This is a genomic window from Mycoplasma paraquilae (genome assembly GCF_048284415.1).
Lineage (GTDB): Bacteria > Bacillota_I > Bacilli_A > Mycoplasmatales > Metamycoplasmataceae > Mycoplasmopsis.
On sequence record NZ_JBLVZU010000001.1, the window covers coordinates 65,624 to 80,447 of the forward strand.

The 14,824-nt window shown below is 29.3% G+C and carries 10 protein-coding genes; all 10 read left to right on the forward strand.

All coding sequences use genetic code 4. The features are described 5' to 3' along the window. Positions 1-104 precede the first annotated feature (104 nt). The 10 genes from ACNQ12_RS00320 (at position 105) to ACNQ12_RS00365 (ending at position 14,823) form a co-directional block, all read left to right on the forward strand. The gene (locus ACNQ12_RS00320; protein WP_416754474.1) at positions 105-1,898 is read left to right on the forward strand and encodes an ABC transporter ATP-binding protein; all 1,794 of its coding nucleotides are present in this window, start codon (positions 105-107) and stop codon (positions 1,896-1,898) included. After that, positions 1,888-4,029 carry an ABC transporter permease gene (locus tag ACNQ12_RS00325; protein WP_418036818.1) on the forward strand — a complete coding sequence of 714 codons (2,142 nt, stop codon included), beginning with the start codon at positions 1,888-1,890 and terminating at the stop codon, positions 4,027-4,029. Before ACNQ12_RS00320 ends, ACNQ12_RS00325 begins: the two co-directional genes overlap by 11 nt. Position 4,030: 1 nt before the next feature. Then, positions 4,031-4,993 (forward strand): ABC transporter permease, encoded by a 963-nt coding sequence (locus tag ACNQ12_RS00330; RefSeq protein WP_416741637.1) that lies wholly within the window; start codon positions 4,031-4,033, stop codon positions 4,991-4,993. A gap of 625 nt (positions 4,994-5,618) precedes the next feature. Continuing rightward, the gene (locus tag ACNQ12_RS00335; RefSeq protein WP_418042087.1) at positions 5,619-6,623 is read left to right on the forward strand and encodes an HAD family acid phosphatase; all 1,005 of its coding nucleotides are present in this window, start codon (positions 5,619-5,621) and stop codon (positions 6,621-6,623) included. Between the two features lie 142 nt (positions 6,624-6,765). Further along, entirely contained in the window at positions 6,766-7,938 is a 1,173-nt protein-coding gene (locus tag ACNQ12_RS00340; protein ID WP_418036821.1) for a hypothetical protein, read from the forward strand. Positions 7,939-7,960: 22 nt separating this feature from the next. Further along, positions 7,961-8,926, forward strand: a complete 966-nt coding sequence (nrnA, locus tag ACNQ12_RS00345) for a bifunctional oligoribonuclease/PAP phosphatase NrnA (RefSeq protein ID WP_416754464.1) — start codon at positions 7,961-7,963, stop codon at positions 8,924-8,926. After that, complete coding sequence (nrnA, locus tag ACNQ12_RS00350; protein ID WP_416754463.1) at positions 8,926-9,900, forward strand: bifunctional oligoribonuclease/PAP phosphatase NrnA; 975 nt, start codon at positions 8,926-8,928, stop codon at positions 9,898-9,900. Before nrnA (ACNQ12_RS00345) ends, nrnA (ACNQ12_RS00350) begins: the two co-directional genes overlap by 1 nt. A gap of 295 nt (positions 9,901-10,195) precedes the next feature. Further along, positions 10,196-12,136 carry a DUF262 domain-containing protein gene (locus ACNQ12_RS00355; RefSeq protein ID WP_418036823.1) on the forward strand — a complete coding sequence of 647 codons (1,941 nt, stop codon included), beginning with the start codon at positions 10,196-10,198 and terminating at the stop codon, positions 12,134-12,136. A 1-nt stretch (position 12,137) separates the two neighbouring features. Then, positions 12,138-14,150 carry an MAG1210 family protein gene (locus tag ACNQ12_RS00360; protein WP_418036824.1) on the forward strand — a complete coding sequence of 671 codons (2,013 nt, stop codon included), beginning with the start codon at positions 12,138-12,140 and terminating at the stop codon, positions 14,148-14,150. 1 nt (position 14,151) lies between these two features. Further along, the gene (locus ACNQ12_RS00365) at positions 14,152-14,823 is read left to right on the forward strand and encodes a LemA family protein (protein WP_418018989.1); all 672 of its coding nucleotides are present in this window, start codon (positions 14,152-14,154) and stop codon (positions 14,821-14,823) included. Position 14,824 lies beyond the last annotated feature (1 nt).

Consider the following 14,824-nt stretch of genomic DNA (forward strand, 5'->3'; position numbering starts at 1 on the left):
ATTTTACTTTTTCCTCAGCTTTTTTTAAAATAAAAAAAAACAATTTTTTAATGTATAATTTAACTAAATAAGGTAACTTATTTTTAATTTTAGAAAAGAGGAAAATGAAAACAACTGTTAACGCTATTGAATTCATTAATATTTCTAAATCTTTTGGCTCAATTAAAGCCAACAGAGATATTTCCTTTTCTGTCAAAAAAGGTACTATCCATGCATTAATTGGTGAAAATGGTGCTGGAAAAAGTACTTTAATGTCAATTTTATTTGGTTTATATGAACCTGATGAAGGAATTATCAAAGTTAATGACAAAGAAGTATTAATCTCTGGACCTAACGATGCTAACAAGCTTGGTATTGGTATGGTGCACCAACACTTTAAACTTGTCGATGTATATACAAACCTTGAAAACATTGTTTTAGGAACAGAAGATAACAAGAAGTATTCAAGAGTAATCGACTATAAACCTGCTATCGAAAAAATTAAAACAATTCAAGAAATGTTTGACTTGCATTTTGATTTAAATCGTTTAACAGGAAAAGAAACAGTTGCAACTCAGCAAAAAGTTGAAATCATGAAAATGCTATATCGTGATTCTGAAATTTTAATTTTTGATGAGCCTACAGCTGTTTTAACTGATCAAGAAATCCAAGGTCTTTTAAACACATTCAAGTTGTTTAGGGGGCAAGGGAAAACTATTCTATTTATTTCGCATAAACTTGCCGAAATTAAAGAAGTAGCTGACAATGCTACTGTCTTAAGACACGGTCAAGTTAAAGGTAACTTTAAAGTAGCTGACGTTTCAATTGAAGAAATGGCTAACCGTATGGTTGGCGGAGAAGTTGAAGTTACAAGAAACACATATTCTGACACTTCAGATAATGAAGTTATTTTAAGCCTAAGAAATGTTACAACTAATGGAGAAAAACCATTACGTAACTTATCTCTAGACATTAAAAAAGGTGAAATCGTTGCTATTGCCGGTGTTGAAGGTAATGGGCAAAGAGATCTAGAGTATGTAATAAGTGGTATGATTAAACCTGTTTCTGGTGATATCTTATTAAGACAAACAGATTTAATTAAGCAAAAATCTAAAGAAGTTTACAAGAAGAAAAAGCTTAAAAACATATCACTATTTTTAAGTACACTATTGATGGTTTATATATCATTAGTTATGTTCTTTTCACCGATAAATGAAATATCTCAAAAAACAATTTTTTACATTTTAGGTGGTACTTTTGCTTCTTTTGGATTGATTCTAGCAATTGTATTAATTATTGAATTTGTTAAGGAAATAAAAGGAAGCAAAAAATCAGATCAAACATTTATTGAATTAAACCAATTAAATGTAAAAGAAATTTCCGAACTTGGATTAAGTTTCATCCCTAGTGATAGACACAAACATGGTTTAGCACTAGACTACACAATTAAAGAAAATACTGTTTTACGTAGATTGTGAGATAAAAAATACAATCGCTTTGGTATTTTTAAAGACAAACCAATTGCTGATGAAACAAAAGATATCATAGAAAAATTTGACGTACGTGGAGCTAGAAAAGGATATTCACAAGCTCGTTCACTTTCAGGTGGTAACCAACAAAAATTTATCGTTGGTCGTGAAATGAATTCGCCACACGATTTCATTTTAATTCTTCAACCAACACGTGGATTAGACGTCGGTGCTATTAAAAATATTCACGAAAGAATTTTAAAAGAAAAAGCAGCTGGTAAAGCTATCTTACTTATTTCATATGAATTAGATGAAGTTCTTGCTTTAGCTGACAAGATAGCAGTTTTAAATACTGGTGAAATTGTTGCATGTAAAGATGCAAAAGATTTAACACGTACAGAAATAGGATTATATATGGCTCACAAGGGAGGAGATGAAAATGACAAATAGTTTAAAACAACCAAACAGTTTTACAAAAACACTTGTTTCTTCTCTTGAAAAGACTAGAAAATACTTTATGTTTGAAGATAAAAAATCAAACAGAAGAAAATTCTATTCTTCATTATGAGCAGTTGTTATTGGACTGTTTTTAGCAAATATTTTATACTATGCAGTAGGTTCAGGTACATCAGATGGTAGTTTAAACTTCTTTTCTTTCTTTATTGATGTATTTAATTTTGCAACAGGACCCTCAACATTTAGAAATACTATTATATTCTTTATAGTTTTCGCATTTTCTGGATTAGCTGTGGCTATTGGATTTAAATCCGGACTATTTAATATTGGTGTTCCCGGCCAAATGCTACTTCCAGGTGTCATCTTCTTTGCTGTTTTAATTAGCTCAAGACTACCAAAAGATGACATTTCAGCTTCATATCTTGTTGGAATGTTCTTCCTTTCAATTATTGTAGGAGGAATTGCTGGTGGATTATCAGGGGTTTTAAAAGCTTTCTTCAACGTTCACGAAGTTATTTCAACAATCTTTATTAACTGAATTATTACATTTATTTCAATTTGAATTTTTACTTCAACAAACAATGTTCTATTCAGCCCAGATGCTCCAAGTAGTTATGTTAAACAATGACTTAACCCACCATTTGGAACAAGCGTTATTTTAATTTCAAATGAATTAGTTAATAACTTTATTTACTTTGGTATTGCATTTGTAGTTCTTTTAATGTTAGTTATTTGATTTATTTATTCAAAAACAACATTAGGATATAAGATTAAAATGGTTGGATTAAATAAAACTAATGCCAAATATGTTGGAATTAATGAAAAATTAATGATCATTTTAATTATGTTTGCATCAGGTGCTTTATCAGGTGTTGCTGGATTCTACTATATAGTTATCCAACAAAAGAAAGTATCATTAGCAGCAGCTCCATTAAACATTGGGTTTGACTGTATTGCTATTGCTCTTATTGCGTTAAATAACCCAATCGGAACTGTATTTACATCTATTTTATATGCATTTTTAAATGCTGCACAACCAGGATTCCAAGCAGTAAGAAGTATTTCTCGTGACTTCAGTCCTATTATCACTGGTCTTATTGTTTTCATGGCTGCTTTATCATTGATGTTTTATTCATTTAGACCTTTAGAATGAATTAGAAAACAGGCAGTTCTAACGTTCCACAAGGAATACTGAGAAAACTTCAAGATATATCACAGACTTGTACATAAAACTCATAAACAAAAAGCATGAGATAAACAATTAATTTTCTTAACAAACCAATGAATGGAACAAAATTCTAAAAAAGCTGAATCATTAATTAATAATGAAACCTTAGCAGCTTATGATACAGATTCTGTACATGTGGTTAAACATTTATACAATAAACTTGTTAAGAACGCAAGAAAAGAAAACAATGAAACTTTAGTTAATAAACTAAAAGCTGAATATGCAGATTACAACGCATTTATTAAAGAAATGTCAAAAGAATTCTTTAAAGAATACGAACAAAATGTTGCACAAGCTAAAAGTAAATTAAAAGGTTTAAACGCTAAATATGTAGCTGATGTTAAAAACTTAAAAGCAAATAATTCTTCAATTATTAGTGAAGCAGCTAAAAACAAACAAGTTAGCCCTGAACTAGCCGAAAAAATTAATGCTTACTATTCAGAAATTAATAGAATTACATCAGATTACGAAACTCAATATTTAGACTTATTAAGCAAAATTAAAAACATTACATATCACAAAAAGATTAAAATTGCAGCTAAATCAATTAGTGTTCGTAAGAACGAATACAAATACTTATTAAGACAATATGAAAATAAAGTATCTAAATTACTTGTTTCATTAAAAGATAAAACACCAGATGAAAAGATGGCAATTTACGATGAAATTTCAAAATTAAAATTTGAACTATACAAGAATAAAGATAGTCTAGGTCTTAATAGAGTTATCGAACTTAAGAACATTCAAAAAGCTGAAAAAAGAAACGCAAAACAAATTTACAAAGCACTTAAAAATAGAATCTTTAATGATTTCCATGAAAAACACTTTAAAACACCATATCATAACTTTGTTATGAAATATGTGCCTATGTTAAATGAAGAAGGGGAGGCAATTTAATATGGCTGATATAACTCCAATTATCACTTATTTTATTTTCTTCTTTTTACTATTAATGCTTGGTACAATTTCAGGTATTTTCTCTGAAAGAGCAGGAATTGTCAACATCGCAATTAATGGTTTCATGGTCTTTGGTGCTGTTATGTATTTAGCCTTCTCAGTATTAGTGACAAATGTAATTTTTCCTAATTCACCAGAAATTTACTCTTCACCATATTGACAAATACCTCTTACAATAGTATCGGTATTAGCAACAATGGTATTCTCACTATTATTTGGGTTCGCTACAATTAAATTAAAAGCAGAACAAACAATTTCAGGTTTTGCTATTAACGTTTTCGCCACAGGTATTGCTTCAATCTTAATACTTGTGTTAACAAGATTACAATTATCAGGTAACTTCGTTCAATTAAAAAGAAACGAATTAGCCTTAAATGCTTCATTCGCTAACTATGGTAATATACTTTCATTTAAAACATTTGTATCAGTGTTCACAATCATAGCTTCATGATTTGCTTTAAGAAAAACAAAATGAGGGCTTAGATTTAGAGCTATTGGGGAAAACCCTCAAGCAGCTGACGTAGCTGGAATTAATGTTAACAAAATTAAATGAGAAGCTGTATTATTAGCAGGTGCTATCGCTGGTCTTGCTGGTTCATTTTATGGAGTTGTTAACCCTGACTCATTATCAGCTACAAAAGAAGTAAATGGTTATGGTTATTTAGCTCTTGCAATTATGATCACTGCAAGATGAAAGATATCAATTTCATTAATTGTATCAACATTATTTGCTGCGTTAATGTCACTATCATATTATGGTGTAAACTTATTAAATGCAGGAAGATATGGAGACTTACTAAAGACAATTCCATATATTGTAACACTTGTAATTATGGTGTTCACTTCAAAATCAAATGTTGGTCCTGCTGCAGCCGGAATACCATACGACAAATCAAAACGTTAGAATTCAATTACAAAAATGTTTAGGCATTAGCCTAAGCATTTTTTTATTACTAGTAAATTTACAACTACTTGATGACCCATAAGTAAATTAGTATATAGATCTTTTACAAAAATAACAAATGGTTATAAGTGCAAATATAAAATTAAAGTAGATTAACTATTAATGTAATTAATAAAAAATAAAACAACAAATTTTTTATAAAATAACCAATAAAATTAATTTTTATATATGAATAGTATGCTTTTATTACATAAATATATGGAAATTTCCACATTTATTAGGTGAAAATGTGGAAATTTTATGTTTTTCCACATTTTTTTCATTTTTTATGATACTGAAATTTATAAGTACTAGAATAAAGGTGGGTAAAGGCCCGAATGAAAGGTTAAAAAATGAATAAAATAAAATCAGTATTACTATCATTTGCTGGTGTTTCAGCAGCTGTATTGCCTATTGTTGCTTCATCATGCAACAACACTGAAGATACAGATAAAATCAAAAACTAGAAGATCAAGTTAAGGCATTACAAGCAGATGTTCAAACAAAAGACACAGCATTAACAGCTGCACAAGCAGCTGCAGCAGCTAATAAAAAACAAGCTGATGATTTATTGAGCAAACGTGGAATGACACAAGAAATTACATCAGACTTATGGAACTCATTCTCATCAGAAAAATATGTAACAGGTATCCAAACATATAGACTTGCTAAAATTGCTTTTGATGCAATGAGCAAACAAGAAAATGCAGATTTAACTAAAGTAAAAACATCAGAAGCAACAATTACTGTTGACGCTACTGACGGAGATAAATTTGTTCCAGTTGTATGAATGGATTTAGATGACACAGTTTTAAACAACTTCTTATACCAAAATTGATCTGTTGTTACAAACCAAACAGAATTTAGCTCATCTGATTGAACAAAATATGTAAACACAGCAACAGCAAAAGAAGTAGCTGGAGCTATTGAATTTATTAAATATGTATGATCTAAAGGTGGAGTTGTAATGTTCAACTCTAATAGAAAACAAGTTTCAGAAATGGCTGGAACTGTAAAAAATCTTGAAATACTTGGACTAGACAAAAAATATATGCCAGATTGAATTTGATTCATGGCTGGTGAAAATAAAGCTCAAGAAGGTCAAACATACAATTTTGAAAACAGAAATATTAAAGTTTCAAAAGAAGAAAGAATGACTTATGTAAACAAAAATAAACTTACTATAGGAGGAAATCAAGTACAATTTAAATCTGTAGTTAGAATTGGGGACGACATTTCTGACTTTAATGATAACTTCACAAAGAGAAAAATTGATGGTAAATTTATTACAGCACAACAAGTTATTGATGGCCTTAAATCAGATGCAACAACATATGGAAAATTGTTTGCTAATATGGACACAAAAGTAAAAGGTACATACTTTGACCCAGCAACAAATACATGACAACCCGAACCTCAATCTGAAAGTTATGTATTAGTATCTGGAAATGAAAGCTATGGTACATGAGTAAGACACTTAATGGATGGTGGATACTCAATTGATTACGATAAAGCAATTCAATTATTATCTTCATGACAATACACACCAGTTGCTGAACCTGCCACACCTGCACCAGCTACAGGTAAATAAAATAACTGAATTACATGTTCTTATAAAATACTAATATAAAGGTATTTTAAAATATTTCTTGTATAATAAATCATATATTCCTTATTTTAATAGGGAATATTTTCTTTATTTTTTAGACTAATAAATGTAGTACAATTAAAATATGTTTAAACACTTAAAGAAATTATTATTTATAACACCAATTATTACTACAGTTTCATTGCCGATGGTATCATTAGCTTGCACACCACAGCAACAATATATTGACGCAGTTGAAAGCTGAAATAAGCTTAGTGATCAGTATGAAGCAAAAGTTAAAAAAGGCGAAAAGCAATATTATTATTTGACTATAGCAATGAAAAATGCAGCTTCATTTTACAATAAAGGGAATGAACTGGCTTTACAAGCAGGTGGCCACTTTTCAGCAAATCAATATTTCCAACTTGTTGCCCAAATAGAAGCAAAAAAGAAATATGTAGAATATGTCGCTGAAGCTTTAGAAAAAGACCCTAAAATGTATAATTCAGAGACATTAGATGTCATTTCATTTTATAAGTTAATTTATACTGATAATTCAAATGATTTATCTCTTGGCTCAACTGATGCGCTTGGGAAGAAAATATTTGATATATGAGAAATGCAACCTAATTCAAGCTCATTAGCTAGCGATGTAATTGAAGCAAGCAAGACTTATAAAAATGATCTTAAAATCTTAAACCAAATTTGAGACAGCATTACGCCTTATCCTTATGTTCAAGAACACCAAGAAATAAAAAATCAAGCATCATCATTTAAAGAGCTAAGCCTTAGCCTTATTCAAACTAGTGAGGATAAATGAGTTAAAATTGATTTAGCTGGAAGTCTTCTAAATAATATACTTATTAGTTATAATGTGGCATTCGATTACCTAAATAAACTTTTAGCTAATCCAGACTTTTTAAAGTCACTAACTGCTGAACAAAAAGCAAATGTTAAACAATATCAAAGCCAAATAGCTAAAATGGCAAATACTGCTAGATTAGCTCATCTGCAAGCGATAATGACAACTAATTTAGATCAAGTATTTAAAGATATATATTTAAAAATATTATTCACATTTTATGAAACAGATAAATTTGCTGCAATTTTACCAACAACTACTTATAATAAATTGATCACTGCCTTAAGCAATAGTTATGAAACTTATATTAATCTTTCTTTAATATTAAGTAAGGACTCTATCGATAATGAAACCAACAAAAAGGTGGATGAATTTAAAGTAATAACAACACAAGAATATAGTGAAATAAATGATAAAATTAAAGAGTATTTAACTAATAATATTTCAAAGAATTAAAATAAAATAGAAAGGAAATAATATGATTATAGGAAATTCAAAAGTTGCGATTGACGCAATTGAAAAATACGATAATATTGTTATTTTTCACCACATTAGACCTGATGGAGACTGTTTAGGTTCACAAGCTGGTCTAGCTGAATTAATCAGAACTAATTACCCTAATAAAAAGGTATTTACACCTGGAAACAACTTACACTTATTTGACTTCATGGGATATCACTTTGATAATATTGAAGATATTGACTTTAGTAACTCATTGGCTATTGTTGTTGATGCTTCTAGTGGAGACAGAATTGAATGTGCTGAGTTATTATATGAAAACAGAACTACAGCTAAATTAAGAATCGATCATCACCCTAACGGAGCTGATATTGATTATGATTATAATTGAATCGATGAACACTATGTAGCAGCAGCAGAAATGATTGCTCAAATTGCTTATGATGGTAATTATACAGTGACAGAAAAAGCTGCTTCACACATTTATTTAGGAATCAATACTGACTCTGGAAGATTCTTGTACCCAGATACATCAGCTAGAACACATCGTTTAGTAGCCTTCTTAATGGATACTGGATTCCATCCAGCAGACATCTTAAGAGAACTTTCAAAACGTACCTTTAAATCAATTAAATTTGTTGGAAAGATTCTTTCTGAATTTAAAAAAGAAGGAAGAGTTCTTTACTATGAAATTGATGCTGATACATTAAAGAAATATGACATGGATTCATTTGAAGCAGCTCAATATGTAAATGAACTTGCTAACATTGAAGATAATTCATGTTGAGCATTATTTATTCAACTTGAAGATGGCAAAGTACGTGGACGTTTAAGATCAAACGGACCACTTGTAAATAAAGTAGCTAACCAATTTGGTGGTGGAGGTCATGATAATGCTGCAGGTATTACTATTGATTCATGAGATCAAGTACCTGAAGTATTAGCAGCATTAAACCAAGCTATCGTGGAATGAGAGGCTAAATAATGGTTATTGGTAGTTTAGAATTAGTTACTAAAGAACTATACAAATATGACTCTATTGTTATTTTTCACCACATTAGACCCGATGGCGACTGTTTAGGTTCACAATTTGGACTTAAAGAATTACTGGAAACAAATTTCCCTAACAAAAAAGTTTATGCAATTGGAGATGCTAAAGGATCATTTCCCTTCATGAATCTTGTTATGGATCCAATTCCTAGTGATGAAATTTTAGCTAATTCACTTGCTGTTGTTGTTGATGGTGGAGATAAAGAAAGACTTGAATGTAGAGAAGTGTTAGATAAAAACATTTTCAAACAAGTTATAAGAATTGATCACCACCCAAATAGTGATGATTTAGGCGATGACACTATTAGATGAGTTGATTCTTCATACATCGCTGCCGATGAAATGATTACAGATATTGCTGTAACAAACGAATGAAAAATCACTCAAAGAGCAGCTAACTTATTATATTTAGGAATCAATACTGACTCAGGTAGATTCTTATTTGATAAAACTTCTGCTAGAACATTAAAATTGGCAGCTAAGCTTTATGAAGCAGGGTTAGAAGCTGACTTTATTCACAGAAACCTAGCTACAGTAACTTTAGACGATTTAAAATTCAATGCTTGATTAATGTCAAGCCTTAAAACTAGGGATGGTGTAGCTTACATTCAAAATGATTTAGCTTCTACAAGAGCAATGGGTAAAACTCCACAACAATCAGTTAGAGTTAACTCTATTGCTAATATTGATGGATATCCATTCTGAGTTCAATTTACTGAAGAAGAAAATGGAAAAGTTCGTGTTGAATTTAGATCGAATGGACCTATTGTACGTAATGTAGCTGTTAAATGAGGTGGCGGAGGCCACGAAAGAGCTTCAGGCGCTATTATTGACTCTTTAGACTTAGTTGAAGCTGTTATTGATGACTGTATTGCTGAAGTTAAACGTTACCAAGCAGAAAATAAATAAGAATTTCTTTATTTAAGCACTAGCATAAGCTGGTGTTTTTTGTATTTTTAAAAAGTCATTATAAATACAAATAAAAATATATCCAATAAGTCTGTCATGCATTATTCATTTTTTCAAATTTTTATATTTGCCTATTTTCTAGGACTATTTGTACATTTTGCTGCAATTTACTTCTGTTTTTTTTTTTTTTTTGTTAATCTAATAGTAAAGGAGTGTCTAAAAAATAAAGATTTTTTATGTATAATAAAAAATTACTTTTAAAAAACAACAATACTATTAGACAATAAAAAAATCTATGGAAAATAGTGAATTTCTTATTAAACAAACGTATGTAAAGAAAATTTTTAATGACAATAAATCATATATAGTTCCTTCATACCAAAGAGCCTATGTTTGAGGAAAGGATGAAATCACTGAATTACTAGATGATTTAGAAGACTTTTTTATTCAATCATATAAAGGGCCTGATCAATCAATTAATGATTATTATTTTATTGGATCAATCCTCTTGTGCTCTATTGAAAGCAAATCGTCTAAATATTACATATTAGATGGACAGCAAAGACTTACTACAATATTAATTATTTGATTATCTCTTATTGACTTAATTGTTAAGACAGGGCTAGATAAAGATGATCAATACAATTTCGATGAGGCATTAGATGAAAATAAGTTAGCTTATATTAATGAAAAAATGGGAGCTATGAAATCTAATACAAGAAAACGTTGTCGCATTACATTTGAAACTAGAATAGAAGTTAATGATGTGCTTTTAAAATTAATTCATTATGCGCAAAAAGGCCAAATTGAAGAATTTTTAAGTGACATTGATGTTAAGAACCTTACTAAAATAGAGCCAACTGTGAAGTCTATATATCACGGAGTCAAATATATACAAGCATATATTAAACAAAACAAAGAAAACTATAAAGATAACAGTATATATAATGATCCTGTTAAGTTATATGAATTTATGTTTACATTATTATGAGAAAAAATTTCTTTTGCAGAGATAGATGCTAATTCTTTAAATGATGCATATAAACTATTTACAGTAATTAATAATCGTGGAGTTAAATTATCTAACTCAGATATTATTAAAACAATTAACTTACAAGCAATTTCTTCTGATGGAGATGATGAAAAAGTTAAATTGTATGCAAAAAAATGGGAAGAAATAGAAAAATATTTCTCAAGACCAGAATGTAAAGCAACTAAGCTAAATTTAGATTTATTCTTAGAATTGATTAAAACCATTTATGTTAAAGAGTCAGGTCAAAAATCGCTATATGCTTGATATGAAGAAGATATTTTTAAAATCAAGAACAGAGATAAAAGTAAACCTTTAGTTAATGTTGGAAAAGAATTTATTGATAAAATGGTTAAATTCTTTAACATTTACAAGACATATATCGACTTGGAAAATAACCAATCTCAAGGGAAAGATGTTGAATACCAAAATACAATAAAAATAATGAATAAATATATTAATGACAATATTTGAAAATCTGCTGTTCTAATGTTTGTTGATAAATTTGAAGACGAAATAAATGAATCTAAAGAAGATTTAAAAACAGAATTTATTAAACGCTTAGAAAACTACTATACCTTCTTTTGAATCACGTTACAAACTCGGACACAAGCATTTACTCAATTGGCTAAAATATTGAAATTAATAGAAAGATCTAATTCAGTTAGAGAAGTTTTAGAAAGTGAACTTTGATATAAAGAGTACAGCTCGAAGGAATTAAAAGAATCCTTACAAGGAAATATCTATAAACTAAAGTATCGTTCATATATTTTGTTTAGATATGAAAAAATTCTCTGTGGTAATAAGTCAATAACCGAATCTGGTGATAAGGTTACAATCGAACACATTCTCCCTCAAAAAATGGAAGGGGAATGAAAGGAATATTTTTCATCTGTAGAGCATGAAGAATACCTACACAAAATTGGTAACTTAACAATTTTAGATCTTAAAGACAACTCTAAACTATCAAATAATAATATTGAAGAAAAAATTAGCTTTATAGAAAAGGAATTTAAAGATTTCCTAATAACTAAACAATTTATTTCATACATAAAGCAAAACAGTGAAAGAGCAACTCTACCAAATGGTAGTGTCGAAGAAAAACTTGTGTGAACACCTCAGCTCATCACTGATCGTGGTGAAAAAATGATTAATGAATTGTTAAAGGATTACGAAAAATTTAACAAAAAGAATGGAGAATTTTAAAATGGAGATTGAAAACGTTATAGACGATTATAAAACAACTTATCAGCCCAAAATTAATGATGAAGTAGAAAAATATTTTGACTACTTAACTGAGAAATCTGAAATAAATCTTGATGAAAGTAAGGAAATATCAGATAAATTCAAAAAAGAAAGTCAGGAGTTTAATGTAGCATCAAAAAAGCAAAGAATAAGTAATGGATGAAAAAAGACAGCTATTATTCAATTGGTATATAGCTTATTAATATCTGGATTTTTAATAATTGTGTTTATGATGGCTAAAGCTGGCGGAACTGGTTTTAATGAAGATAAAGAGTTATTATCCAGCTTTGGTACAATATGCCTTTTTGTGGGATTTGTATTTCTATTGGTTGGCTCACTTGTTTGAAGTTTTAAGTTAGGTGACAAGATGCGGGAAAAACAAGGAAAGCCTAGACTATTCAAAAAAGAAATTAGCATTATAACTTGTATAAACTTAACAATTAACTCGATTTTAGCATTTACAACTTTTTTTAGTATAGGGTTAAGTTTAAGTGTTGGTTCTGGGGAGTTAAAAATTGCAAAAATTCTTATAATTGTATTTTTAACATTATGATTAATTTTCATGGTTGCTGATATTGTAATGTGAATATACTTTTCAAAAGTTTCTAAAACAATTCAAGCTCAAGTGGATGAAATAGGAGCAAGATTATTTGCTACAAATGAATTATTGAAAAATAATTTAAAACCACTTAAAAATCTAAGTACATTAGATGGAATTGAAAAAGAGATTGCTGATAAAATTTTCCCATTTATTAACTTAAATGTAAAGACAAGTCAAAGTGCAATGGAAGTTGCTAGCCTATGAGAAGTGGCTGCATCTTTAATTCCAAATAAAAGAAATAAATCTGTAAGATACGTAAAATCAGGTGTTTTAAATGGTTTCCCATTCTTATATTTATCTACAAAGAATATGAAATATGAAAATGTAACTTATAGAGGAACAATGCAAGTTACATATCTCAAAACACGTAAAGTGACTAGAAATGGAAGTTCTACAGTTGAATCATATAAGTACACTGAAACATTAGTAGCATATCATACAGCTCCAGCACCTAAATATTATGTTGAAGATGCCTTATACTACTACAATGATGCTGCTCCATCATTAAGCTTCACAAGAACACCTAATCATGCAGATGAATTTAATAAGAGTCAACTTAATAAATTCATTAAAAAGCAAAGCAAACTATTTGAAAATGAATACAAAAAAGCAATTAACAAAAACACAAGCTTCCAACCAATTTTAGGAAACCTAAAATTTGAGTCTTTATTTAACTGTTTAGATAGAGATAATGAAGCTGCATATCGTTTATTATTTACTCCACTAGCTCAAAAGCAATATGAAAAATTATTATTAACTCGTGAGTTTTCAGATGGGGATAACTTCATTTTAAATAAACAAGGAAACTTCCATAAATTAATTAAACCTCAATTGTCACATGTAGAAGCAAAAGTTCCATTTGATCAATACATTGAATCTTTTGATAATTGAGGTCTTGGATATAATGAATTGAAAGAAGGATTCATTCAAGCTTATAGACAAGGTATGGAAAGTCTTTATAAGGCTCTAGTTCCTTTTATGGCTATTCCATTATATTTAGATCGTCAAAATAATCATGAATTAGTTAATAACTATACAGAAAATATTGCAGTAGAGCAATTAGAAGCTGATATTAACTCTATTAAGTCAGATTTTTATAGAGATACCTTAAGACACGAAGATTCAACTGGCGAACAAATTTATTGTGTTTCAAATAAAACTCAAAATGGAAATCAAGCTAACTACTCTATTACTGCATATGGACACCAAGAAATACCAAGAATTGAGTATGTTACTGTAAAAGCAGGAAATGGTCAAAAATATCAAGTTCCTGTTGAATGAATTGAATATATCGAAGTTGAAAAAACAACAGATGAAAGCGAACTAATAAAAGAACATACAGAAATTAATAATTTCTTAAATAAAGGAGAATAAAATGGCTAACGAATTAGATGAATTAACAGGTCCAGTAAATGAAGAAGGACGTGACGTTAATGTTATTAACAAACAACTACCTGTAAAGGTTGGAGTGGGATCAACAATATTTCAAGTGTTTCTATGATTCCCATTAATCATCCCGGGACTAGTATTCTTGTTTATGAAAATAAGTGCTGCTAACTATTTAAAGAGAATTCAACAAAAGATTCAACACAATGCATCTCAGGTTGATAACTTTATTGAACAAAGAGTAATTATTCTTGAAAACGCAGTAGGTATTGTAAACAAATCAATTAACCTAGACAAAGAAGTTATGACAAAAGTTGCTGAACTGCGTTCAGGAGCTGAAGAACACAGCGAAGCAGAAAGAAGCACTATAAACCAAAATGTAGATAGAATGTTTAGAGATATCCGTGTTCAAGTTGAACAATATCCTGAATTAAAAGCTCATGACACCTTAATGCAAGTTCTACAACAAAACAATTACCTACAAAAAGAAATTACAGCAGCTAGAGAAATTTACAATGATTCAGTTTTATTATGAAACAGTGAAATTTTTAGATGACCTACAAAAATGATTGTTGCTGCTAAAGCTGGATATACAACTAGAATACCTTTCACAACTTCAAGTGAAATGAAAGCAAAAGCCAGAGGAAATTTCTTTAACTAAA